The 25,503-nt window shown below is 40.7% G+C and carries 24 protein-coding genes and 3 riboswitches; of the genes, 6 read left to right on the top strand and 18 right to left on the bottom strand.

Translation table 11 applies throughout. The annotated features are described in order from the left end of the window. Nucleotides 1-542 precede the first annotated feature (542 nt). Nucleotides 543-718, top strand: a riboswitch (Lysine riboswitch). Nucleotides 719-818: 100 nt separating this feature from the next. Beyond that, nucleotides 819-2,219: an amino acid permease gene (locus DEAC_RS05860; RefSeq protein WP_047809110.1), complete on the top strand. Its 1,401-nt coding sequence runs from the start codon at nt 819-821 to the stop codon at nt 2,217-2,219. Between the two features lie 22 nt (nt 2,220-2,241). On the opposite strand, the gene DEAC_RS05855 is transcribed toward DEAC_RS05860, so the two are convergent. The 3 genes from DEAC_RS05855 to DEAC_RS05845 form a co-directional block, all read right to left on the bottom strand. After that, nucleotides 2,242-3,453: a multidrug effflux MFS transporter gene (locus DEAC_RS05855; RefSeq protein WP_047809109.1), complete on the bottom strand. Its 1,212-nt coding sequence runs from the start codon at nt 3,451-3,453 to the stop codon at nt 2,242-2,244. After that, nucleotides 3,443-3,937, bottom strand: coding sequence for a MarR family winged helix-turn-helix transcriptional regulator (locus DEAC_RS22065; RefSeq protein WP_053006294.1), 495 nt, complete (start codon nt 3,935-3,937; stop codon nt 3,443-3,445). The genes DEAC_RS05855 and DEAC_RS22065 overlap by 11 nt, the downstream gene beginning before the upstream one ends. Nucleotides 3,938-4,306: 369 nt before the next feature. Beyond that, nucleotides 4,307-4,669, bottom strand: coding sequence for an SHOCT domain-containing protein (locus DEAC_RS05845; RefSeq protein ID WP_053006293.1), 363 nt, complete (start codon nt 4,667-4,669; stop codon nt 4,307-4,309). Between the two features lie 293 nt (nt 4,670-4,962). Further along, nucleotides 4,963-5,046: riboswitch (cyclic di-GMP riboswitch) on the top strand. Between DEAC_RS05845 and DEAC_RS23480 the strand changes: the two genes are divergently transcribed. Both DEAC_RS23480 and DEAC_RS05835 read left to right on the top strand, forming a co-directional pair. Beyond that, a complete protein-coding gene (locus DEAC_RS23480; RefSeq protein ID WP_161796419.1) occupies nt 5,006-5,173 on the top strand; it encodes a hypothetical protein in 168 nt (55 codons plus the stop codon). Its footprint overlaps the riboswitch before it by 41 nt. A gap of 77 nt (nt 5,174-5,250) precedes the next feature. Continuing rightward, nucleotides 5,251-6,963, top strand: coding sequence for a methyl-accepting chemotaxis protein (locus tag DEAC_RS05835; RefSeq protein ID WP_047809107.1), 1,713 nt, complete (start codon nt 5,251-5,253; stop codon nt 6,961-6,963). A gap of 56 nt (nt 6,964-7,019) precedes the next feature. Here DEAC_RS05835 and DEAC_RS05830 read toward each other — a convergent pair whose 3' ends face one another. The 10 genes from DEAC_RS05830 to DEAC_RS24500 form a co-directional block, all read right to left on the bottom strand. Then, nucleotides 7,020-7,670: a hypothetical protein gene (locus tag DEAC_RS05830; RefSeq protein ID WP_047809106.1), complete on the bottom strand. Its 651-nt coding sequence runs from the start codon at nt 7,668-7,670 to the stop codon at nt 7,020-7,022. Continuing rightward, entirely contained in the window at nt 7,667-9,709 is a 2,043-nt protein-coding gene (locus DEAC_RS05825) for a cellulose biosynthesis cyclic di-GMP-binding regulatory protein BcsB (RefSeq protein ID WP_047809105.1), read from the bottom strand. Before DEAC_RS05825 ends, DEAC_RS05830 begins: the two co-directional genes overlap by 4 nt. A gap of 6 nt (nt 9,710-9,715) precedes the next feature. Then, nucleotides 9,716-10,984 (bottom strand): glycosyltransferase family 2 protein, encoded by a 1,269-nt coding sequence (locus DEAC_RS05820; RefSeq protein ID WP_047809104.1) that lies wholly within the window; start codon nt 10,982-10,984, stop codon nt 9,716-9,718. Between the two features lies 1 nt (nt 10,985). Then, on the bottom strand, nt 10,986-12,617 hold the full coding sequence (locus tag DEAC_RS05815; RefSeq protein WP_207642577.1) for a DUF2334 domain-containing protein: 1,632 nt from the start codon (nt 12,615-12,617) through the stop codon (nt 10,986-10,988). After that, on the bottom strand, nt 12,583-13,446 hold the full coding sequence (locus tag DEAC_RS05810; RefSeq protein WP_047809102.1) for a GGDEF domain-containing protein: 864 nt from the start codon (nt 13,444-13,446) through the stop codon (nt 12,583-12,585). Before DEAC_RS05810 ends, DEAC_RS05815 begins: the two co-directional genes overlap by 35 nt. A gap of 4 nt (nt 13,447-13,450) precedes the next feature. After that, a complete protein-coding gene (locus DEAC_RS05805; protein WP_152671354.1) occupies nt 13,451-14,647 on the bottom strand; it encodes a hypothetical protein in 1,197 nt (398 codons plus the stop codon). Between the two features lie 159 nt (nt 14,648-14,806). After that, nucleotides 14,807-15,262: a peptide deformylase gene (gene def / locus DEAC_RS05800; RefSeq protein ID WP_047809100.1), complete on the bottom strand. Its 456-nt coding sequence runs from the start codon at nt 15,260-15,262 to the stop codon at nt 14,807-14,809. Nucleotides 15,263-15,324: 62 nt separating this feature from the next. Then, nucleotides 15,325-15,573 carry a hypothetical protein gene (locus DEAC_RS05795; RefSeq protein ID WP_047809099.1) on the bottom strand — a complete coding sequence of 83 codons (249 nt, stop codon included), beginning with the start codon at nt 15,571-15,573 and terminating at the stop codon, nt 15,325-15,327. A gap of 38 nt (nt 15,574-15,611) precedes the next feature. Then, nucleotides 15,612-15,709, bottom strand: a riboswitch (SAM riboswitch). Nucleotides 15,710-15,958: 249 nt separating this feature from the next. Then, nucleotides 15,959-16,282 (bottom strand): GNAT family N-acetyltransferase, encoded by a 324-nt coding sequence (locus DEAC_RS05790; protein WP_047809098.1) that lies wholly within the window; start codon nt 16,280-16,282, stop codon nt 15,959-15,961. A gap of 73 nt (nt 16,283-16,355) precedes the next feature. Further along, a complete protein-coding gene (locus DEAC_RS24500) occupies nt 16,356-16,487 on the bottom strand; it encodes a hypothetical protein (protein WP_282434437.1) in 132 nt (43 codons plus the stop codon). 721 nt (nt 16,488-17,208) lie between these two features. On the opposite strand from DEAC_RS24500, the gene DEAC_RS05785 reads away from it, so the two are divergent. After that, a complete protein-coding gene (locus tag DEAC_RS05785; RefSeq protein WP_047809097.1) occupies nt 17,209-17,778 on the top strand; it encodes a GNAT family N-acetyltransferase in 570 nt (189 codons plus the stop codon). 8 nt (nt 17,779-17,786) lie between these two features. Here DEAC_RS05785 and DEAC_RS05780 read toward each other — a convergent pair whose 3' ends face one another. Then, nucleotides 17,787-18,224, bottom strand: coding sequence for a DUF1285 domain-containing protein (locus DEAC_RS05780; RefSeq protein ID WP_047809096.1), 438 nt, complete (start codon nt 18,222-18,224; stop codon nt 17,787-17,789). A 242-nt stretch (nt 18,225-18,466) separates the two neighbouring features. Here DEAC_RS05780 and DEAC_RS05775 point away from each other — a divergent pair, with 242 nt between their 5' ends. Together DEAC_RS05775 and DEAC_RS05770 are read left to right on the top strand one after the other, a co-directional pair. Further along, entirely contained in the window at nt 18,467-19,294 is an 828-nt protein-coding gene (locus DEAC_RS05775) for a transketolase (protein WP_047809095.1), read from the top strand. Next, nucleotides 19,295-20,236, top strand: a complete 942-nt coding sequence (locus DEAC_RS05770) for a transketolase family protein (RefSeq protein ID WP_047809094.1) — start codon at nt 19,295-19,297, stop codon at nt 20,234-20,236. It begins immediately after the preceding gene. A 265-nt stretch (nt 20,237-20,501) separates the two neighbouring features. On the opposite strand, the gene DEAC_RS05765 is transcribed toward DEAC_RS05770, so the two are convergent. The 4 genes from DEAC_RS05765 to DEAC_RS05750 form a co-directional block, all read right to left on the bottom strand. Then, nucleotides 20,502-21,035, bottom strand: a complete 534-nt coding sequence (locus DEAC_RS05765) for a hypothetical protein (protein ID WP_242847082.1) — start codon at nt 21,033-21,035, stop codon at nt 20,502-20,504. A gap of 357 nt (nt 21,036-21,392) precedes the next feature. Beyond that, on the bottom strand, nt 21,393-21,995 hold the full coding sequence (locus tag DEAC_RS05760) for a flavin reductase family protein (RefSeq protein ID WP_242847081.1): 603 nt from the start codon (nt 21,993-21,995) through the stop codon (nt 21,393-21,395). Between the two features lie 63 nt (nt 21,996-22,058). Then, nucleotides 22,059-23,306: a vWA domain-containing protein gene (locus tag DEAC_RS05755; protein WP_047809093.1), complete on the bottom strand. Its 1,248-nt coding sequence runs from the start codon at nt 23,304-23,306 to the stop codon at nt 22,059-22,061. A gap of 500 nt (nt 23,307-23,806) precedes the next feature. Continuing rightward, the gene (locus DEAC_RS05750; RefSeq protein ID WP_047809092.1) at nt 23,807-24,952 is read right to left on the bottom strand and encodes a hypothetical protein; all 1,146 of its coding nucleotides are present in this window, start codon (nt 24,950-24,952) and stop codon (nt 23,807-23,809) included. Nucleotides 24,953-25,503 lie beyond the last annotated feature (551 nt).

Raw genomic sequence — 25,503 nt, 5'->3', positions numbered from 1 at the left:
CGTAATCCAAAGGAAAACACGAGTAGTATCCATACCGCTGTAGAATCTCCTTAATCTACAGGCTGTTGTAAATATTAAGTAATGAATCAAGACCCCAACACAAATGCTATTATATTCCAAATGCGGATCAGAATCAATTAAATCGCTTAAAAATTTTAGTCGTTCTCTGTTTTTTCATCACTTGTTTTCTACAACTATTCTCTAGTTCTCTGTTTCAACATGAGGGTTGAGTCCAAGTGAACTCGCTTACGCTAAAGCTGAACATCGGGGCTTCAAATACAATAATGTCCAGTGGACATTATTGCCGAGGCGCTTTTCCAATAGGGTTACTTAGCGGCGAAGGAGGAGTCTACCCCGCCGAAGTTAACGAAGGATCCACCCCCACTTACAAGAAGTGGGGGTCTTAAAAACTAGATAAAATATAAAAATCGGCAAGATAAAATCCATAAACTTACAGTTCAAATGAGCAGAATGCTCATTGACAAGAGGGCTTATCCCAGTTACGATACTTAAGGATCAATTTTAATTCCATAGAACCATAATTTCAGGGTAGAGGCGCGGTCCTCAAGAGTAAAGTCATTTTTAATTTGGGCAATATTATGGCTTGAAAGGGAGCATCGCCGAAGTGTGTGAGATAATTCCCAAAAACTCACATGCTGGTTATGTATTTGAAAGGAACATAACTGTCACAAGCGTCTTGTGGAGAGCTACCTCCTTCGGAGATATACCTTCTAAACAGGGTAAGCCCTTACGCAGCACATAGATCGCTTCGAGGGCTTACTTTTATTTTGCCTTAAGAAAAAGTATGGAGGATTAATATGAGTGACAAAAAGCTAGGGTTTTGGTTATTAACCGCACTTGTTACCGGAAACATGGTTGGATCGGCAATATTTATGCTCCCACAATCTCTCTCCAACGTCGGCTCCCCCGCAGGTGTGTTGCTTGCCTGGCTATTCACCGGCCTCGGGGTTTTAATGCTGGCCCATGTATATGGCCAGCTGTCAGATTTTAAGTCTGAATTAATCGGCGGTCCACCCAGTTATACACGAGAATTATTTGGCAGCAAAAGCAAGCTGGGACAAATCATGGGATTCGAAATCTCATGGGGATATTGGACCTCAAACTCACCTGGAAATGCTGCAATTCTTATTACACTTGTTGGATATCTAACGTATTTCCTGCCTGTTTTACAATCTAAAACAATTCTCTTTTCCCTAGGCAGCTTTAATATTCAGACAGGTAATTTTTTCTCTTTTGTTATTGCTTCGGCGGTACTTTGGTTTGTTCATTATCTTATGTTCAAAGGAACCTATGCTGCCAGCAAAATTAACTTTTTTGCTACTGTGACTAAAATCCTAGGATTTATCTTTTTTATAATAATTGCTCTTTCCATCTTCGATGTTACGTATCTCCATCCGTTTATTGCAGAAAAGACGCTTAAATCAGGTGAAACAATCGGACTTTTTCAGCAAATGAATCAAGGAGCTATTCTTACACTCTGGGCCTTCGTCGGTGTTGAATCTGCAGTATGGCTATCCGGACGTGCCAAGAACCAACAAGATGTTAAATGGGCAACACTAACAGGTTTGGTAATTGCCCTAGCCATTTACCTTCTCATTACATTTTTGGCAATGGGGGCATTGCCGGCTAAAGAATTGATGGTTGCCGACAAACCTTTAGTTGACGTTCTTACGAGAATTATTGGGTCAAAGGGTTCTTTGATTATGGCGGCTCTCGGTGTTCTTTCCATGCTCGGTGCAACAGTTGGTTGGATATTACTAAGTGTTGAGGTCCCCTACCAATCCGCTCGCCTTAATCTCTTCCCTCACTGGTTCGTTAAAGAAAACAAAAATGGGGCACCCTACCGAGCTGCCTGGATAACAAACGGTCTTACCCAATTATTCCTGCTCTCAATGATTTCGGATACTATTGCCAATGCGTTTAACGAAATGATTGTTATTGCCACCCTTGCAAATTTAGTTCCTTACCTTTTCTCCGGCATTTATTCTTTGGTAGTCGTTTTAAAAGGAGAGAACTACGAAAAAATTAATCTTTGGAAACGTTTATTGGATGGAACAATGGCTTTGGGAGCCTCTCTTTACTCTTTCTGGGTTTTGAAATCAGGCTTAAGCGATTTAAAAACTTTAGCCCTTGGCATGTTGCTCATCGTATCCGGATTAGTTCTTGTCCCCTTGCTGCCGAAACAGTTGAGCGCCTAAGAAGCAGCGATAATTCTGCTTCTTAATCGGCTGTTGCTTGCTTTAAATATGGCCTGCTGGAAAGATATAGCCAAACTGCTCCGCATATCAATCCCAAAATAATATTCAAAACTCCAATAACAGCAATTTGATTATTCGAGCTCAGAGAAACAATGCCCATGCCAACGCTTCCCATAACTGTGGCAAAGGAACCCATAAGTGATGAGACGGAACCTGTGTCTCCCTGTTGCTGTTCCAACATCAAAAATGCGCTCGGCGGACGCATTGCGCTCCCGGAAACAGTAGAGAGCACCAAAGTAACAGCAAACAACGGTGGTGAATAGCTGCCAACGAGACTGATAAGTAACCCGCTTATGATTGTTAGGGCAAAACAAGTGTTGATAATTGTAGTACGCTTATAATAGTTTGATAAACGGATATAAATGAGTGGGCCAAACAGCATCCCCAAGGCATTAAAAGCAAAGTAGTAACTATAAACCTGACTGCTTAAATGAAAATTTTCCTGATAGATATAGGAAGATGCTGTGATAAAAGCTAAGGCAGGTATGCTCATGGTTGAAAAGATGAGAAGAAGTGACGTGAATCTCATGTTCTTAAGAACTACACCGAGTCTGCCAATGGTCCTCATCACACTAGCAGAACTTTTCTCAACAATTGTTTCCTGTAAAGCTAAAGAACCGGCTAGAGCGGAAATACCTATTAAGGCTTGAGCCACAAAAACTCCCCGCCAAGAAGTTACGTTCAACAAGAATGATCCAACAACAGGAGCCACAGCAGGAGAAATTACAACCATCGACTGAACCACTGCCAAAACAGATTCTCGTTTTCTGCCGCTATAAACATCCTTGACAAGCGCTGTTGCCACACTAGAAGCGGCTCCTCCTCCAAATGCCTGTAAAGCCCTAAAAGCGATCAGTAAATATACACTTGATGATAAGGAACATAGAAAACTGGCAACAGTGTAAATGGAGAGACCAATTAATACTATCGGTTTTCGGCCATGCTTATCGCTTAACGGTCCCCAGAACAGGGTGCCAAAGCCAAAGAAAATAAAGAACATTATTAATGTGAGATTAATGATTGACTGAGATGCCCGAAAATATTCTGTCATAGTAGGCAAGGCTGGAAGATAAACATCCATAGAAAGGGGGATGAAAGCACTAAGAACCGCAATTAGCACAATCATTCCTTTATCACCAAGATATTTTTGCTTTTTTAGATCATTAATTTCCATCGTTCGTACCATGCTCCTTTTTAAATTGAGCTGGAGGTTTTGCCCCCAAAGATTCAAGGTTGCTAATCATACGACAATAAAATTGTTTCATTTGTTCGCGTTCAGTTTCTGTGAACCCCATAAGCATCGCTCTATCCACTTTGTTAAAAGCGCTCTCGCATTCTTCTATGTAGGCCAATCCCTTTTCAGAAAGCTTTATGAGATTGCGTCTAGAATCTTTTTCATCCGGGTACTGATAGATAAGCCCGGATTTTTTCATCCGCTTGATAGATATTGCAATAGTTGGTGGACTAATTCCGATTATTTCTGCCAATTCCTTCTGCGATGCTGACATATTATTCATTTCATTTTTAAGCACAAACAAAATTTGTGGGTTACTTACTTCGCCTAACCCCCTCTTTACAATTTCTTCTTTTAAACAATTATGATGCATGCGGTCAAATACAGGGAATAACCATTCAAGTGAATTGAATTCAAATCCCAAAAAAATTCGCTCCAGTACATATAGTTTTACGACTAATAGTTAGTCGACTAACTATTATAATAGTTATTTTTTCTATTACTGTCAATATTGTTTACAGGTTCTGAGCAAAGCGAACTCGTTCAGCTAAAGCTGAACATCAAGGCTTCAGATACAATAATGTCCAGTGAACATTATTGCCGAGCCGCCTTTCCCAATAGGAATACTTAGCGGCGAAGGAGGACTCTACCTCACCTGAAGTTAACGAAGGACCTCCCCCCACTTACAAGGAGTGCGGGTCTTAAAAACTGGATAAAGCCCAAGAAGCACTCCGCATTCGGAAGATTCTTGGGCAGCAAATTTTATTTATAACGTCTTGGTTCCTGATTCTTGTTAACCTGTCTTCGTTTCAGACATGCAGCCTAACATCTTTTTCCTTGTAATATAATCCTCCGTATCAATTTCTCCGCGGGCATAGCGCTCATTCAGCAATTCAAGAGCTTTATCACTCTGTTTATTAACTGAAAGGAGAAGTTTGCTTAAGTGTTTAACAGTATAGAATATTAGCAGAAGAACAGCGATTACGAGAATAAAATGCAACCCCATGTTAATTAAGGCGTAAACGTTTAAACCGTTACCTATTACATTGCTGCCGCCACTATTGGGGACAGAAAAATTCGAACCAGGAGCATTGGGAATAGGCGAAATATGCCCCTGACCACTTCCAAAACTAAAGCCTCCGCTGTAGGAATTCATGGTTCAACTCACCTCCTTTTTGTCCTAACGTTACTCTAAACCAGACATTTGGTATTTTCGTGACTAAAGTGTGATTGTTCTATCAAGGTTTTGCTTCAATTGTTGATAACGCTTAATCTTAAAGGAAAACAAGGAATATAAATGATGGAGTTATAACACCATTTTGAATGATACGATGCTATAGTTTAATGAATTTTGATAAAGTCATTAAGATACTGTCAACATCAACATTCGAGAAATTAAAGGTAGTATTATAACTATACGAAAGAGTTCTGTACAAAAAATTATGGGATGGACGATAAAGGCAAACTTGGCGAAAGCCAAGGACGCAAAGCTATGGGTCTTCCAGTTAAGCTGATGACTGCCAAGCTTCCGAAACGCTCAAATCGCCATACCGCAAAGGTGTGGCGATTTGTATTTCCACTTAAAATCCTAATAAAAGGAGGGCTCAAAACCTCAGCAACAGATGCTGCGCTTAAAGCGAATGATGAAAAAAACGTATGAAGTAAAAAACTGTAAAAGTGCTAGACGAGATAACTCAACTAATTTTGCCAAATACCAATAATCTGGAGGCGCTATGTATGAGTTGGTTTAGAAATTGGGAAATTCGGAAAAAGATTTTAGCCTTGGTCGTAATCATGGTATTGTTCATCTGCGCAGTGGGTTTTGTTGGTTACCACTTTAGTGCCGTCGACAATTCTCAAATGGACGATATCTATGAAAATTACCTTCTGTCTGTCAAATACATAAATGATGCGCGAGCTTTGTCCAGGGCTGATGAAGCAGATACCTTTCATTATTTTTTAGTCAAAGATAAAACCACTCAAAAAAAGTTGCAAGACGAGATCATTTCTCTCTCTGATGCCTTTGATAAAAGTTATGCTTCCTACTTGAAATTAGCTAATAACTCCTATGAAAAAGAAAGATTATCGAAAATTAATCAGGAGCTAACCGCCTTTAGAACTGAACAGCAAAAAGCAATAGCGCTGGCCAACCAGGGAAATCCAACGGCTTATGAATATTTCGCTAATAACGCTCAAGCACATCTCGATATAATAAACACGACCCTGCAAGAACTTGCTGATTTCTGTGCCCAAAAAGCAGATACTATCTATACTCAAAATGACTCAACAAATAGCAATGCCCAAAGAGTCATCATTGTTTTAACCCTCATCGCGGCTCTTTTGGGCCTTCTAATCAGTTATCTAATTGCGAATTTAATTACCATTAACCTTAAGAAAGTCTTAGCAGGGGTAGAACGAGTTTCGAATGGTGATTTAACGGTTGAAGATGTTATAGTCAAGGGAAACGATGAGTCAGGTAAGTTAGCCCAGAGTTTTAACCTCATGAAAAAACATCTCCTTGAACTAGTTAACCAGGTTAGTCATACCTCACAACAAGTTACTGCATCATCTGAAGAACTTAGTGCCATAATTGAAGAAAACACACAAGCTGCCAATGAAATTGCTTCATCCATGGAGCTTGTTGCCAACGAGACAGAAAAAGAGGCAATGGCTGTTAATGACGTAACTTCTTCTATTGAACAAATTTCTGCCAGCACACAGGAAGTTGCGGCCAGCAGCAGTGAAATTTCCGACTCGATGACAAAAACATTGATGACAACTCAAGCCGGCCAAAAGGCTTTGAATGAAGTAACCTTCCAGATGACTAACATCAGTGATGGGACAAATATCATTCAAGAACGTATTGAAGGGCTTTCAATCAGCTCCAAAAAAATCAGCACCATCATTCAGTTTATAACTCAAATTTCGGAACAAACCAATTTACTAGCTTTAAACGCCGCAATTGAGGCAGCAAGAGCAGGAGAAAATGGCCGTGGATTTGCAGTGGTGGCCGAAGAAGTACGAAAACTTGCTGAGCAGTCACGAAAATCGACAACAGAAATCACTTCTCTTATTGAGCAAAATAATGAAAACATCGATTTAACAGTTACAGCAATGGACCATGAAGTTAAAAATGTAAAAGAAGGCCTTGATGTCGTAAATGTCGCTGAACAATCATTTAAGGAGATCAGCAAACTTGTGGAGTCTGTTACAACTCAAATCGAAGAAATAACAGCAACGGTTCAACAAGTGTCAGTTGGTGCTCAGCAGCTGGCAACTTCAGCCAAAAAAATCGATACCTATAGTAAGGAGACTGCTTCTCAAGCCCAAACGGTATCAGCAGGCATCGAGGAACAAGCAGCATCAATGGAACAAATAGCCTCATCTGCCAATATACTGGCTTCCTTAGCCACAGAACTTCAAAGTGTCATTGGCAAATTTATTGTTTAGAACCTTGCATCACAAGAAAGGAAGTGCCTTAGCAAAAGCGAAAGGCACTTCCTTTTTTACGGATTTTTGGTTTCCTTGGCTGTGGCTGAAGCATCCGGATCATCCGAGACATCTGAGGCATTGGTCACAGCGCCAACTGGGTTTGCAAAATAGCTTTCAACACCGGTACTTTTCTCAGAACTAATTTTATAAAAATATTTGGTACCTGGATTAAGTCCTGTATCCAGATACTCTGGGTTCTTCACGTTGGCAATCTTACGATAACCTCGCTCCTGATTCGTCGAGCGATAAACGTTATAAGTTGACGCATACGGAGCAGGATCCCAGCCTAATTTGATACTAGAATTGCTCAGAGGGACAGTCGCTAGCCCTTGGGGTATGCCTGGATAAAGTAATTTCGTCGTTGTATCTGTTGTTGGTTTTATTTCACTGCTTACAGGGTTTATTGATTCCGATTTTGGAACTGGAGCTGGGTCCTTTTCATCTCCCTTGGTAGTATTTTGCAGGAAGTATGCGTGCCAAAAATTATCTAAGGAATTCTGGATCGTCTGTTGCTCCGAGTTTGGCAGCGGCGCGAGATAACGAACCGATGTATAATTTTGGGGAACCGACCTCTGTTTCCAAAGTACCAGAACCAAAGAAACAGCTATAATTGCTAATACTATAAAAACTATAAGAATCGCTTTGCCCTTTCCCATTATTTTCATAGTCTGCCCACCCTATCCCTTCTTCGAATCAGCCATAAACCGCCAAGGGTGAGCAGCAACACTGCTCCTACAACCACCGCGTATCCGAGAACAGGTCTTTGTTGAATAATGTTGGGCTGATTTCTTTGATTTTCCACTGTCGGGGATAAGGAAGTAATGGTTCCATCAGCGGAAATAATACTTAGTTGTCCGGTTACTTGATCCGCTAATTTACTGTTGGTAAGAACCTCACTCACTTTACTGAGGGAATCAGCTTTCGTTCCAAGGACTACAAAAAGAGGCTGCTGTTTATTCCAAGGCAATGTGGCCGCCTCAAGAAGAGCTGCTGTATTATTTTGAGTTGGAATGAAGCTGACAAAAGGTGCAACTTCATAACTGCCATTTTGCTCAGGCCAGGCAGGAATATATTTTTTTAACGCTTCTAAACGTTCTTTCTCCTGAGTATATCCTACCATTATTACAGGGCCGTTATCTTCCATTTGCTTCGTCCTTGCCCCCAACACAACATTCCAATTAACCTGTTGCCCTTTTTGAGCTGCCCTGGCAGCAATTATCGCGGCCAAGGTCAATTCTTCTTGATCCGGTTGTTGAGATAACCACATCGTGGCTTGTATAGAAGGCTGACCGGGACGGGAAATCGTGGGGAATTCCTTCAGTCCCCATGAATTATCAATTGGGCCTGGAGCCAGATAAATTTCTGTATCCGCAGAAAGAACCGACCAAGCGACTTCATCATAACGCATCGCGCTGCCATTAACATTGAGATAGTTCATAAAAGCAAAGTTGACGGTCCATGAAGGTTTATTTAATTCTGATGCCGGAATCTGAACACGAAGTTCACCCTGATCGGAATTATTGGCATCTAAAGGAGTGCTTTTTACCGGAATCCCGTTTATGTAAACTGTGAGAGCGGACTTGGCAGGATCCAATTGTACAGCATGCCTAAAATGCACATTGATATAACTGGAACTTCCGGGCTGCCAATTTAAGGGGCGGTTAAGGACGATACTGGTTTGCTGGTGAAATGCCCCACCCAAGACGATATCCGAGTAGCCTAAATCAGATAAAGTATAGGAACCGGCTAAACCGATGGTTTGTTTTTGCGGCCGGTTGGCAGCGGGATCATTTTGAACAATCAGTGTATTGCCCTTGATCTGTTTAACCGTATCAGGACTGCTCAGAGACGCCGCTGCCTTGGCTAAGCCTGAAGAGTCAGTTCCTGAGACAAGCAGAGTATCTCCGTTCCCGTTTGAGCTTTGGTTGAAGGAAAGCACGCCTACCTGAGCCGGTAAATCAGAGTTCCCGGTACCGGGCAATTCCTTGAGCTGCCCGAAAAGGATCTTGTCACCGTCTCCAGAATTATCTTTTCCAACTTTAACATTAAATTTGAGCTGCTGATAGGGTTCTTTAGAACCCCAATCAGCAGCTGTCGCCAACATGGATTTTATATCATCGACATTAGTATTGTTTGGTAAATACCACGTACTTTGCACCGGCTTCTGAGCAAGAGGATTTAAAAAAGGATACGGATATGTGGACAAACCGATTGAATTTGCCGTCAATTCGAGGTGTAAGTTCGAATGGGGCGAAAGAACAACCCAATTACCCAGATTGTCAATGTCCTGATCGTTTGATCCGGAAGTACTCTGTTTGGTTGCAATCTGAATTTGATTGATTCCTTGAGCGAAGCTCCGAGCCGGCAAATCCACCCGCCATGATCCATTTTTTGTGTCTTCCTGCGAAAACCTTCGACTGGCAATAGGTATCCCATTGAGGAGAACGCTAATGTTGGAAGCTTCATAATCAAGAATATCGGAATGAGTATAAAATAAGTCCAAAAAGCAATGTCCGCTGACTTGAAAATAGGGCTGTAAGGTAAAGTAATACGTTGCCTGATTGAAAGGCGCTTTAAATACTTGCTCAGTGGAAAATAAGGTGAGATTAGATAGTTCTTGCCTAGGCACTTCAGCGGCCCTAACACCAGACGGAAATAGAAGTAAGATTAGCACCAATGCTAGTGTGATAAGTTTCTTAGACACCGTTTCCTAACCTCCTGACCGTTCGGTCTTATACCAACGTGCATTGGTCCCCGAAATCCGATCGCTAATTGCTGAAATTGTTGCCTTTACGACGACAAAAAGCCACAACTGACAATAGGTAAAATACATAAGGCAAATAAGAAGAAGATTGAGGAATGTTCCCTCACCCGATTCGAAGTTTACAGAAATGAACGATTCGAAGATAAACATGGCATAGGCCATAAACCAGATAATCGTAAATGGTCCTGTGAGGGTTAAATTGCTTCTTCCCAATAAACCGAGAAGAAAAATCGCATCTGAAACTAGAATCGAAAAGAAGAAAATACCATAGGTAAAAAAGAAATAAATAATGTCCCCGGCGATACGTTTGTTTCTTAACTTAAAGATGTTACGAATATAGTAATTAATAACGCCTAAGTTTCCGCGAGCCCAACGAGTTCGCTGCTTGATCCAGATCCTCCATTTCTCCGGTTCTTGCTCCCAGGTTACAGAATCAGGCACCCAAGTAATGTAGTAACCCTCGTCATATAACCGAACGGTCAACTCAGTGTCCTCGGTTAATGCTTTGATATTCCAGCCTTCAATTTTTTCTAAGATGCTGCGCCTAATTAAAAAGTTTGTTCCCGTAATTGTTGTCAGGCCAAATAGACTGCAGCGACCCGCTTGAACAGTCCATTGGAAATTTAGAGTTTCAATGTTAACAAAGCGGGTAAGGATATTAGCGTTCTTGTTGCGCGTGCGAAACTTCCCAACGACAGCGCCGAGTTCAGGATCGTTTACAATCCTCTCCACCAATCTGCGAACCGCTCGCCTTTCAGGAGTATTATCCGCATCATAGATAACAATATACTCACCGCTTGAAGCAAGAAAACCTTGGTTAAGGGCGTTAGACTTACCTTTGGCTCCTAAAGGAGGGTTAATCGTAACAATTTTTAAAAACGGATACACTTTCTGTTTTTCGGCCAGTACATTACCAGTTCCATCTGTGGAACTATCATTGACAACAATGATTTCAATACGGTCTTTAGGATATTCCAATCTTGCTAAAGCTTCTACAGTACGGCCAATTACTTGTTCTTCATTATGAGCAGGAACAAGAACCGATACTGTCGGGTAAGACTCTAAACTAATGCCCGGAGAATTTTCTTCTTCTGAAAATGATGCCACAAACCGGCGATATCCGGCAAACGTTAGAATCACATGGTAAAAGAGGAGCACCCAAATGGCCAAAACCGTTGAAATAAATAACCAATCCGTCAAAGTAAGGCTTCTCACTTTAACTCCTCCTTTTTTCGTACAAAATGCTTTTGCTCCGACGGATTCGAGACAGGATCAAGAGAAATAGTGACAGAATGATTAAAAGTAACGAAGCCAGTACATAAAACCAATTACGTACTGATAATCTCAAACCACTTAGGGATTGGTCAATGGATATGACTGGAATATCCGATTTTATTCGGCGGTGCCCATTCTCACTTGTAATCGAGACATGAGGAGTAGTTACCCGGTAAGTTGTAGTTCGCAGATCCACAAACCGGTATTTCAGTTGGCTCAAACCCTTTATAATAGGCAACAGCTTTTCAGGCGGCAAGTAGCTATGAAAAAAAAGGCCGGCAGTGCAATCAGAAACCACCGATAATTGACGAGCTTGTTCCAGAATCGTTCCGGTAGGGTCTAACAGTTTCGGATCATAATAGCCAAGATTGTTGGGATACACCAACATCCCTGCCCGTTTTGATTGATATGTAAAAGGAACGTTAACAGATACAGAGGATGAGGTATCAGAAAGCTGAACCTGACCGGACAACGTCGTAAAATTCTGGGCTAAAGTCTTATAGCCACGGGGAGACATGGCTGAACCCGGCACTTCAAAGGCCAGCGGATACAAATCTAACCCTGCTAAGAGTTCAATGCCTTGTCTTATCTTGCTTAGAGCAAGAGTTTCTTTGTCCTCTGCAAGAGGTTTATCGTCAGCAGTATTCCAATACTCCAATTCATTGTCATTCGTGGCCTCATATCCTTTGAGAATTAGGCATCCCCCATTTGCTTCAGCGGTTTTAAGGACTTTAACTAATTGCGGATAGTCTGCCAAAGTAACCGTTTTTCCCCCTACGTTTACGGCAGGAGTCACAGTCAGGGCGAAAGGAACTCGCGCGGCCGCTAAAGTGGTTATTAACTTAGCCACGGCAGCGGAGGGAGTGAGGGGCTGAACGTCCTCAATTCTCAATAATACTTGACGACTCTCAACGAGATTCCCGCTTAAGGTATCTTCTAAAATTCCGCCCAAAATTAAGTTCAAAGGCGTCTGAAAATCCAGTCTGCTTACATATACAACATTATCCATTTTCCAAACAAAAGGAACAGTATGTTGTAAATTATCGGCAGTGACTAGGTTTTTCGCACCAGCTGGATAGGCAACATTGAATTTTGCAGCGGGATCAATGGGAAGATCCTCTCCTCGATAATGAAGCGATACAAAATCACTTTGTTGACCTAGACTTTGAAAGCCGACCCATTTCTTATAGTTTGAGTACTGTTGAATATTCTGCTCGAACCAAAACAATTTACGTGCTTTGCTCATTTCTGAAAGCATACTTTTCGGCAGATTCGCCTTATTGTCACCTAAATAAAAGATATAGTCAAATCCCTTTAAACTGCCGGGAGTCCATTTTGAACGTTCTAATTCTTCAACTTGAACATTAAAGTGTCCTAAATATTCTTCTAAGGCACTAACAAGAGGAAAACTTTCACCAAACCTTATCCTGCTTTCATAAAGAATCACAGCTTTCGGCCGAAGCTGTGACATCAGATCGTTTTCGGCGGTATCCCCTTGGGCTGTGGGAACAAAAACAGTTATAAGAAATAGCAAAAGACTAGCCAAGATCATACTTAGTTTCTTCCACGGCACGGTCATAAAGAGCAAAAATATCGTCCTCACCTTTCCTAACTTCTGCTTTTCCCAATCGAACCCTTAGTTTTATAATTTTGTGTTTCCCATTTATGTTGACGCTAATTCTATCTAAGGAATTATTAAGCTTTTCAATTACAACTGCAGCCCCTTCACCAGGAGTGCCCGGAAGAATTATGGCAGTAGTTTTTTCATCGATACAACCCTTAACATCTATGATGCGAGTATGTTCCTCGATGACTCTAGCCATTTCAAGAGTAATTTGGCTCATTCCATCTCGGCCGTAAACTGTGCGCATTTCTGTCTCATTGACGAGAACGATTATAATAAGGGTTAAAGGTTGCTCAAATCGCCGGGAGCGGGACATTTCCTCTTCCAGCTTAGCAAAAAAAGCCTTGTGATTAAGAAATTTAGTTTGTGCATCGATGGTGATAAACTCTTCAAGATCTGACTTTCTTTCCAACTGCCAGAAAAGGCCAGTTACATAAGCACTCATCTGTCCCGCTAAATAGGAACCCAAAGGAACGACGAACAGCCAAACGACATATTGCACTTTAAGCTCAGTTATACTGCCGCTCACCAACACATTGTAAATTAAATATGATCCATAGACAAAGACAAACACTAAGGAAGTAATAAGCCCAGTCATGGAGCCAAAAATATAACCAATTAATAAGGCGGCTACGGTACAACCCATTAGCACGAATGTGGAAAGATTAGCCCCTGGAATTGTGGACATATTAATGGCTAATAAAACTAACCAAAGAAGAAAAATCTCTGCAAAAAAAAAGTAATCTTTGCGAATTGCTTTATTTTTATGTTCTAACATTTTATTACTTTATAGTCTTCCCTTCTTGATGCAGTGTTAACAAAGCTTCCATTTGATCAAAAGCAAACGCTGATTTGGCCGTCTCATAACCAAAGGCCCCCTGCAATTCAGGTTGATCTGAAATGCGATAGGCGAGCATTCGTTCATAACACCATTGCTCATCCTTATTATCCCCAGCCTGATGAAAAATCCGTGCCGCTAACGCATAAACCGCTGCTGAATCATCAAGACCGTCTGGACTGCCATCTGCATGATAGGTACTGAAAATCTTACCGTTCGCCTGAATACTTTTATGCAGAAAATCCAAGAACGTATTAACATTCATCCCGGCTTTCTGAGCGTAATCAATCGTGTATAATTGTTCGACAGTTGTGAACTTTTCCGGCCAGACATAACTTCCAGTCTGCAAATTATAATTGGACGGGAAAAAGCCCTGATTATTACGGGGGGCATTTTTAAGAATATCTAAAGTTCTGCGAACCGATTGTTTAGCTGGAGGAAAATCGTCGGATAAGGTTTGCAATCCCACCGGATCGATATAGAATAAAGAAATTTTTTGTTCTGCTTTTCCTATTCTGCCATCGTAGCTGTCGCAAAATACATTTTCGTACCGATTATATCTAAAGAGATTAAAGGCCATGAAAAAAGCTTTGATTTTATAAGTTGGCTCGCCAAAGTCAGTACTTGCTTCGTCTAGACTCCTCAATACTCTAAGTTGATCAACCAAGGCTGTTGCATTGTCCGGTTGTTTCTCCTGCAAATTTAGCCGCCAGTAATAATATCCTTTGGGGGCTTCAAAATACGCTTGCAGATTATTAAGAACAGATTCAAATAGATTTTTATCCTTAACAAGCAGAGCATACTCTATAAGTTGACCTTGGGATTCTAAAAGAATATACCTATCACTTTCTGTTCCAACACCCTGACAGCTTGTCAGCAGCCCCTCACTCGTAATGAAGCGCTGAGATAATAATTGATCAATTTTCTTTTCAGTGCTATTTGAGGTGTCAACATTAAGCAAATATTTGCCAGCATAATTACCCGGTTCCAAATGGTTTATTTTATAGTTGTAGTATGTAAACGATCCAAAAAACAATCCGGCAAAAGGAATTAGGAAGATAGCAAATAATTTTATTTTCTTTTTAATTTTAAGATCCACTCCTCTTTTGCGAAGTAATCCAAACGACTTATTAAATGTCATAACTTATATGCTTAATTCTACATCAACTCGTATGCTTTAATTCTACATATTTCATCAATTTCCTCTGAATTATTGTCAAACATTTAAATTCGAAGAAAATTAAATATTGCACGAACTAGTTCAATTTAGGCACTCATTTATCTCCTGTTAACCAATTATTTATGATCCTTTAACATATTCAGTAACCGAGTCTACAAAAAGAATACCATCTAAATGATCTATTTCATGGCAAAAACATTTTGCTAAATCTCCTGTCCCGGGTAATACTATTTCCTTCCCATTTTCGTTTAAAGCCTTTACCCTTACTTTAGCAGGCCTGTTAAGTTTGCCCCAAATATTAGGAATACTTAAACATCCCTCAATAACCTTTTGATTCCCTTCGCGTTCAATAATTTCCGGATTTACTAGCTTTAGAAGCCCTTGTCCCATATCAATGACAACCAATCTTTTAAGCAATCCAATCTGAGGGGCAGCCAATCCACCGCCATTTTCTTTATACATTGTCTCTGCCATATCATCGAGTATTTGTCTTATTTTGTCATCGATTACTTCAACGGGTTTGCTCTTTTTTCGTAAAAGTTCATCATCAAAAAACCTAAGCTGCCTCAAGGCCATTTAAATAACACCTCTTCTATTCTCCGTCTTAATTTTAAAGTTACTTTACTTATCACCCTTCACTAGCTCCATTTTAACTCCAATTTCTTTCCTAACACAGTGCCATACAAAACAACTTTTTTCTCGGCAGTCAATGAAACCAGATCCCTTTCGGATTTTTTCAAGGCCACCTCAAACCATTCTTGTTGAGTCATTCCAGTTAAATCACAGATACGTCTGATACGTTGTTTTTCATAATTTGTAACAGGAAACCAAATTATATCATCCATGAAAAGCACCTCTCTTTTAGAAAACATTAATTTTTGCTGCAAAAAAAAATATCTCCTCTAACATGAAGAGATATTTATAACTCTCATCTGTTAGGAATACTCCTACAGGATTTAGCACCATGCTTACGCTGGTTGCTGGGTTTCATCGGGCCAGTCCCTCCACCACTCTCGATAAGAGATTTATTCAGTTTTTAAGACCCTCCACTTCTATAAGTAGAGGTGGGTCCTTCGTTAACTTCAGGTGGGGTAGAGTCCTCCTTCGCCGCTAAGTATTCCTATTGGAAAAGGCGGCTCGACAATAATGTTCACTGGACATTATTGTATCTGAAGCCCCGATGTTCAGCTTTAGCTGAACGAGTTCACTCAATTGATAATGATTAATATACTAGTTGCAAACTTCGCTTTTGTCAATTCTAATTTAAAAAACCTAATGCTTAGAATTAATTTTACAGGCAACAGCTTGATCAACCATATCCTTTGATAAGATATCCGCATACCCTTCTTCGTGTCTTTTCAGCCAGCTATTAGCATAGCTACAAGTAGCCGAAGCCTTAAGACCCTTTTCTCTTAAATAATCGGCTACAACCTGCATCATCTTTCCAGCCATACCTTGCCCTCTCAAGCTTGGATTTACATAAGTATGGTCTATATCTAAATCGCCGTTTTCCTTAGAAACAAATGTTGCTTCACACATAAGTTCGCCTTTTTCATCGGTTGCATATATCCGTCGATCTTCGTACTTCCAGTTCATAACTACTTCCTCCTTGCCTAATTTTGCGATAGATTCATTTGGCCTTTTTATCCAATCGTAAGACTCCCACTTCTTAAGTGGGAATGGGTCTCCCGTACTCTGCTTCGGTGGGGGTAGAGTCCCCCACCGAAGTCTCGATGTTCAGCTTTAGCTGAACGAGTTCACTCAGAACATCCTTTTTACTTTCTTGATTTCCTCTGCGCAATTCTTTCCCCCTCACCATTTGTAAATTGATATAGAGAAAACTATGCGGATTATAAGGCCTCGGTCTTATTTTTATCACATACTATTGAACTCTTCTAAATTCACCTATAGTATTCTTTATTGAACTTTTGTTGATACAATTTTATCAAGAAACTAAGAATTTTTCACTATTAATTGTTAGCTGACCCCAAGGAACCACCTGTTATTACCAATAGCTATTCCTGTTTATCATGATATAATACATTCAAGGGGTAAGTCCCTTAGTCTTTTTCATGGTACTTATATTTGCCCTCCGGGGACAGCAATTCGGAGGGACTTTTTTCCAAGAGCTCGTCTAACATCAAGTTAGGCATGTCTCTTTTCGTAAGATTGGGGGGTGATGTCAATCAGGTTGGTTTGGCATCACCCTTTTTAGGATGTCGCATCTTATAATTTAGTTAATCACATTATTCGGCAGTCTTCGAGGCTGCTTTTTTGTATATGCAGATAAAACCTGCATTCATCTTCCATTCGCAGCCCCTTTAACTCTCTGGATAACTTAGTCACCGCCGGCACCATTACTTAAGATCAGGAAACAGCTATTAAACTGCTCTTAAAGATGCCGCTCCTACTGACGGTCCAGACAGCGGGCACATGAAAATGGTAATACAATTTTTCTTGTTCGAAAAACAGCTAAATGATATACTAATTCTCCCAACTTAGAATTAGGAGGATGTGAGAAAATGGGGTTTTTAAATCAGCTTCAATTAGAAACTGAACGACTAATACTAATGGTTCTGAATGAATCCTTTGCCGATTTAATTTTGGATTATTATAAGCGTAATGATAAGTTTCTCCAGGAATGGGAAGCTAAAAAGGAACCTGAATTTTATACGATTCGTTATCATCGAGAAGCGTTGCACAAAGAATTGTCCAAAATTAATGATGGGGATACATTTAGGGTCTGGCTTTTTAAAAAAGATGAGGCGTTGTCTAAAACAATTGGATCAATTGGCTTAAACAATATCGTTCATGGGGCCTTCCTTTCATGCCATTTAGGCTACAAATTGGATCATACTGAAATCAACCAAGGCTACATGACGGAGGCCTTAAAAAAAGTTATTGAATTCGCCTTTACAAAATTAGGGCTTCATCGAATTGAGGCCAATATTTTGCCGCGGAATGCACGATCGATGCGAGTAGTAGAAAAACTCGGTTTTTATAACGAAGGCCTGGCCAAGAACTATTTGCGAATTAACGGCAAATGGCAAGATCATATTCATATGGTTCTGCTCAATGAGGCTATGGAGTAAACCCTAATTCATTGCAACTCTTCAACAAGCCATTCTTTTTCGCCGTAATTAATAAAGTACTGTCCATCACGCTCGATCAAGTTTTTACACAACTCGCAATAGGAAGAACGGGACAGTTTCGTATCACGCGGCCAAAACAAAGAAATATAAGGGATCTGGTTCTTGATTAAAATATTGCCTGAAGGCAGGGGGAATTTTCGCCCATCATAAAGTTGTAATATTATCTGACCAGCCTGTACAGTTACCGATTGAACAAAAAAGGGGACGTCTTCTACCTTTACAGGGTACAATTGATTCTGCCATTCTATATTAAAGTTATTAAGATCATCTTTTTTGAGATTAGAAGCAAATAAGTTGACAATTTCTTTCCTGATCATTACCAAGCCATCAGCGAACCATAAACCATTCTTATCAATAAAGAGTTCTGGGGCACGTAAATTACTCAAGATATTGCCTCCTTGCCATTAAAATAATAATTAACTATCGATAAGATATCGTCTTATATCATCTATCATTCCACGATTATTCGTTATTTCCTCCTTGTCATAGTATTTTGCTCCTGAAATCGCTATCAAAATTATAATTACTCTTCTCTTTATTGCACACCATTTGATGCGGCCTTTCGTTTTTTTTCATCGCGGAGTACAATTAGATCGCAGAAAATATTCAAGTTAAGGAGGAAAACGCCATGATCCAGGGTAAAAGCTTGTCCCATTCGGAGCTTAGCGAAGTTGCCCGGCGAATGCGCCGTCATATTCTGAAGATGACCCACAAAGCCAAGGGAGGACACCCAGGGGGCTGCTTGTCGGCAACAGATCTCCTTGACGTTTTATATATGAACGTTCTCCGAGTCGATCCGCAAAACCCTCACTGGGATAAACGGGATTTTTTCTTTTTGTCTAAGGGACATGCGGCACCGGCACTATATGCAGCCTTATGCGAACGGGGTTTTTTCCCGGAAGAAGAGCTTTTCACTTTTCGTGAAGCTGAGAGTAGGCTTCCTGCTTATCCAAGCTGTGAATCTACCCCAGGTGTTGATATGGCATCAGGCTCGCTGGGCCAAGGTCTATCTATTGCCAATGGAGCAGCACTAGCGGCGAAACTTAAAGGCTCCGATCAACGTGCCTATGTGATGCTGGGTGACGGAGAATTGCATGAGGGACAGGTCTGGGAGGCTATGTTAACAACTGCTCATTACCATTTAGATAATGTTTGCGCTATAGTCGACTACAACAAATTACAGCTTGACGGTCGTCTCGACGAGGTAAAATCGTTAGGAGATCTGCCGGGAAAGTGGAGAGCTTTTGACTGGAATGTCCTCGAAATCGACGGACATGACCTCCCCCAGATTGAAAAGGCTTTTGCTCAAGCTCAAGCAGTCAAACTGCAGCCAAGCGTGATCATCGCTCATACGATTAAGGGAAAAGGTGTATCTTTCATGGAAGATCAAGTCGACTGGCATGCGGCCGCTCCCAGTGATGCAGAATTAAAAATTGCACTAGAGGAGTTGAAGTAAATGACAAAGATTGCACCACGTCAAGCTTACGGGGAAGAACTTGTTCGCTTGGGACAAGAGAATCCTGATATCGTTGTCCTCGATGCAGACGTCGCCAAAGCCTCAATGACATATTTGTTTAAAGAAAAATTTCCTGAACGATTTTTCGACTTAGGAATTTCAGAGTCCGATATCGTAGGAACAGGTGCCGGCTTCGCCGTTGCTGGGAAAATTCCATTTATAAATGCCTATGCTAATTTTCTACTTGGAAACGGCTGGGAGCAAATCCACATTTCGGTGGCTTATGCAAATCAAAATGTAAAAATTGTTGGGCACAATATTGGCGCCTCTTCCGGCAAAGATGGCCCAACCCATTTGCCCTTTGAAGATATTGCTCTAATGCGTGTCTTGCCGGGCATCATGATTGTAGAGCCGGCCGATGCCATTGAAATGCGCAAAGCGGTGCGAGCGGCGGCCCAGCACCAAGGGCCGATTTATCTGCGAGTCGGGCGCTTGCCGGTTCCCCTTGTCACCTGTGAAGAGGATCCTTTTGAACTGGGAAAAGCTCGTATCTTAAGGGAAGGACAAGATGTAACCATCATAGCCACCGGGGCAATGGTTGCCAAAGGGCTGGAGGCGGCCGAGGAGCTTGCCTCATTGGGAATTTCAGCTGAAGTCATTAATCTTCATACCATAAAGCCTTTAGACGAGGAGACACTACTGCGCTCAGTTCAAAAAACCGGTGCCGTGGTCACTGCTGAAGAACACACGATCCTCGGCGGAATGGGAAGCGCTGTAGCAGAACTTTTGGTTGAGGAATTTCCCGTTCCCTTGCAAAGAGTTGGCGTTAAAGATCGTTTTGCCGTTTGTGCTCCCTATGATGAATTGCATAATATCCTGGGCTTAACGGCAAAGGCGATTACACAATCCGTTCAACGTGTAATTCGTAAAAATCGTCAGTAGTCAATTCTAGCGCAAGATAAATTGGATCACTAAATCTTCTCTTACTCCCTCTACCTTTTGTATATGCCTTAATGTATATACTAGAAGTGAGAAGCAACACTCTATTTACTCAACTCTTTTAACTCAAAGCCAAAAAATGCCCCCACCAATCCTGATGGGGGCTAATCGAGATAAGACTAGTAATTTTAAGGATGAATCGGTCTATTAAGGTATTTTAAGACCTTTAAGGCCAAACATAACGCTATGGTTGCCCAGAGCGAAAACCTTAGTAAAAGGCAGATGGAGAATTAATAGTATGACTAGGATCTGCTTCACCATAATATACATGATTATCAGTTATTAACCCGGCAGCCTCATAGGAACACCTTTCAAGAACACTGGAATAGCTATTGGCTTTTTCAACAAAGAATTCAGCCATTTTGGCCGCATCTTCTAACGAGTCAAAAATTAAAAGTGTATAGCTATAGAGCACCTTGTTTTTCACACGGAATATTGTATGTGGTATATTACTCTTCTGAGCCAGTGAAATTAACACTGGCTTTCTGCCTATTCTCATTAAAATGCTCAATGCCTCTAATGACACACAATTATTTGTCATTGATATTGATATAGCTTTCTGCATATTACATTTATTGTTAACTTTAAGATCAATATTGTATTCTTTAGCCCACTCCTTGGTCATTTTGTTGTATAAATCGCGAACGCCCAAAACTGCGAGAGTATACTTGCCAATTAATGAATCTGGCATATTATCGAATTCTACTGGGGTAACTCCAATAACGATATTTCTTTTTCCCATCTAACATCACTCCTATCATAATTTTTCTTTATAGATAAATCTTTAAGCATATTGAATATAATTATTAAAATTTAAATTTTTGCGTTTTTTAGATATATATTTGACTAAAATCGAATTTTTAATTGATTTATTTTTCGCAATAATTTAATTTATTTAAGTATAGCACTTTATTTTACAGGAATAAAATTGCTATTTCGAATTCTGTGATAATATAATTTAATTCTGAAATTTTCTCCTAATCACATATCCAGATAAAACGAATACCTAATATCGCCAGTGCAGTCAATTTGGTATTGAAAAGAACGTTGAAAAAGAGGCCACACTTAAGTAGAGTGGCCTCTTGCGCTAAATTCATTTCTATTTAATGTTAGTGTCATTGCCTATAGCAAATGCCTGGGCAATTTGTTTACCCACAACATGATAACTTCTGCTTTCAGGCGCAAATATTAATGGTTTTATTTGTTCTATAAGCGGATGATCTCCTTTTTCCTGAAGGGTATCATCAATCTTTGCATCCAAAACCTCACCAATAAACTGCGTATGCAGGCCAATTTCAAGAATGTTTATGATTTTACATTCTAAATTAATCGGAAATTCCTTGATATAAGGTGCATCAACCAGATCACTTTTTACCGCTGTTAGACCGGTATGAGCAAATTTGTTTTCCTTTTTTCCAGATACTAAGCCAAAATAATCGGCTTCTTTAATAAAGTTTTCTGACGGAATATTTAGAGTGAAGGCCTTTTTAGCTAGAAGGCTGCCGTAAGTATAAGTAGCTTTGCGTAGTGAAACCGCGACACAGGGCGGAGATGAACAACAAATACCTCCCCAGGCTGCAGTCATGGCATTTGGATTACCTTCATCATCATAAGTACAATAACAAAAACCGGTGTTGGATAAACTAAGGCTTTTGCTCCCATACTTTTTTTCATCTATTTCACCTCTTATGTTATTTGCCAAACCATTTGGCAAGGTTCCTATTCTTAAGCATAAAAAGCTCAACTGCTCTCTTAGGTTTTCAAGCTATGCTTTGATATGTATAATATCAGCCCAATCAGGGGCTGTTCCGTCTCCGAACAATATTACAATGACTTTCATCCTTTGCGGAGGATGATCGGGCCATGGGGTTTGTCCATCAGTAATGACAATTCCTAGTTGAGGTAAAGGCTTTAATCTTGCCGCGGCTTCTAAGCCGACTCTCATATCTGTTCCGCCGCCACCCGTAAGTCGAATCTGTTCTGGACGAAACACTCGGCGACAAAACTCAACTGTCTGATCTACAGCCAAAACACAGATTTTCTCCTTCTGTGCCAAGAACCTTAAAATACCGGATATTTCAGCCAAAGCCTGAGAAAGCATTTTCTCAGACATACTTCCACTGGTATCCGCCACCACCGCCACTGAAGGAAGGGGACAGCGCAGGGACGGAAATATAACATTTTCTTTTCCGATCTGTCGATGCCGGCGCGAGGGACGGCAGTATGAATAATCGGTGGCCCCGGTTGTATCTGCAGCAGCAAAGCGGATAGCCGCAGCAAGCCGTTTTCGCCAGTCAACTTTAGGTTGAAGCTTGTCTCCTGCCCAACGAAACCAATGCCCCGGAACACTGCCCTGACTTCTGGCATGTTCTCTGATTTGTTGAGCAACATTGCGGCGAATTAATTCTCCCTCAGTTAGACCGACTCCAGACGGAGACCCATTGCTGGGCGGTTGATCCCCCCAAGACGCCATTTGACCGGTTGCACAAGAACCGGACAAACCGGAACCCGGCCTGGGAGAAAAATTCAGAACCGGTGAACCTGAAGTTTGATTCTTCTTTTGATAAACTAACGGCAACTGTTCCTGTTTCTCCAAAGCAGCATAGTATTCCTCTGCCAAAAGGCTTTCCGGTTGTCCAATATGATCGGGAGTTACAGGTTGAGCCGGAAATTTTACACCTTCACGAATAAGGTCATCATTGATTTCCGCATCTGTTGCTATATTACTTAAACGTGGATTAAAATCCTTCATCCTTTCGGAGTGGTTACGGAGAAGATGACAAATTTCATGGTACAAAGCACCCTCGATAACTTCTACCGGCCATTGGGATAATCCTGAAGGGTCATAGTAGAGCCTCCAATACATATCAACCGCCATTGTTTTCAAACCGCGTTTGGGAACCGGACGGAGAGCCCAGGCAGCTGAGGCTAAATAGGGACGTTCTTTAACTAGGCGGATGCGGGCTGCCTGCAGCTCCAGGGGAAAAATCATGCCCGCAACACCTCCAAACATTTTATAGCCTCAATTGTTTCTAAAATGCCAGACTTTTCACCGGCTTCGAAGGTTCCAGATTCAAAAATATCCTGAGCGACGCACCTCAATATAGGTCGAAGCTGCGCCGTTATCGTACTGCAGTACCCCAGCCTGACCCTTATTATTTAATTAAATCCTTTCCATTTCACCTTGATAATATAACTGAATTTTCTACATCATCTTTTGCCCTCCTAGAAAGAAGATAAATCGAAGAAACTGCCCTATAGGCAGTCTGTTGTTTGCGTCTAAAATTTTTCCTAAGCTATTATCACTGGATTACTATTTTGTCCATCTATGTTAAAAGTATATCCAGACCAAGTATAAATATTTTAGCACTATTATAAATGAATGGAACCCCAAGGTTCAATTATGGAGGATAAAACTTAAAAGAAGATGAGTAATATCTGAAAGTTCAGGGTTAAATAGCCTGCTGCCTAAGCAGCAGGCTATTTGCATATTCTTACCTATTAGGCAGATACTCAGACACGTTGGAATGTCTTATTATCTAAAGTTCCTTCAGTATAACCGATGTGCCAAACTTTCTTCTTTGAACAAGCTGAATACCAGATACGTAATTTCGTTGTATTCCCGTGCTCTATAACAAAACTGCTCCGATAAATGTATCCATTATCCCACCTGGGCCCTGAGCTGGGTTCAATTAAGGCCCTCTCAAAGGGGATACTAAGTTCTTTGGGTTGTGCCATTGGTGCAGTTGCATAAAATAATTGACAACTATTAATAGTTTCTCTTTTAGGCCAACCCGCAATTAAGAACTCAATCCTTTGTTCGGGATAATTGGGTTTAGCTGCTATATGCCAAGGAATATATCCACCATTCCATGTATCCCAGGGAGAACTGCAAGGTTGACCTTCACTCCATGTCAAGCCGTTTTTCGAAGTATACAGATACATTGTAAATCGCGAATCAGTAGTCCACATATACCATTCTTGAGCACTTTTACGCCAAATGGTAGGAGATAAAACTAAACCTGTTTTTGTAAAGTCCCACGCTTTTTGAAAACAAAGGACTTTATTACTTAACTCATGGGTTGGACTTATTTTTCTTGCCCATATTTTCTCAAAAGCGTTGTTACTATATTCACGCCAATATAAAATCAGTGTATTATCACCTGGATCATAGACTAATTCAGGGTCAGAATTATAATTTTTTTCCAAAATCCCGAAGGGTTTTGGAGCTAAAGGGTTCTTTATACCTGGTGGATTAACCCAGTTGATCCCATCCATACTCACCAGGAGACTTGGATTTTCGCACGCACTATTAAAATTCGGATACGGTGTAAGAGCCATCCAATAACGAAAGTTCCCCCAAGCCTCCATTCCATATTCTGTTTTAAAATCAATGACACTTGGATGAACAGCTTGGCCAGAATGATCATATGTCGGGGTTACAATATAGTTAAATGCGTTAATTAGGGACTTGTTCAGTACTTTTTGGGGTAAATAATGTGGCTTCGGTTCTGAAGCAATTACTGAAACAGATTTCTGAGTAATAGATTTCTGAGTGAGAACTTCAAGTGGGCCATTCTTGAATGAAAATAACCCAAAAGAGTAAATACCTGCGGCTGTCCCCGCGATCATTTTAATGAAAGTTCTTCGTGACGTCATAATTTAACCCCATTATTTATTATTATGAACTTGTTTGAGGCCAGGACATTTACAGATATCATTATATAAACAGTATATAGTTAAATAAAAACCCGATCCATACTCCAATTTTTGGCTTTATGTCAGGGAAATGTTTTAGTGAATAATCTGAATATTTTTACCCCAACAAAAAATGCGTTGGCGAGAAGCACTTACCAACGCATAAACTATTTGCCATAGTCATTTGGTCTTATTCGAAAATAGAGCTAAAGCTGAACCATCGAGACTTCGGTGGGGGACTCTACCCCACCGAAGCAGAGTACGGGAGACCCACTTCCACTTAAGAAGTGGGAGTCGAAACTCATTACTCCTGTCCCAACCCTTTGAGCTGCACTAATACTTGCAATTCCGGCACGATCTACTCTAAACACTGGACTCTTTCCCAAAGTAAAACCAGCATAGAAATCGTTAGAATCAAGCCAGAACTAATCAAAATCTGGCACTTCCTTTCAATAATAGCTAACAGGCAAAGAAAGCGAAACTGGTTTTTCGCCTAGTGAATATAGTTGTTC

Source organism: Desulfosporosinus acididurans (assembly GCF_001029285.1).
GTDB classification, from domain to species: Bacteria; Bacillota; Desulfitobacteriia; order Desulfitobacteriales; family Desulfitobacteriaceae; genus Desulfosporosinus; species Desulfosporosinus acididurans.
Note: the sequence above shows the minus strand (reverse complement) of the source record. Positions and strands in the feature narration are given on the sequence as shown.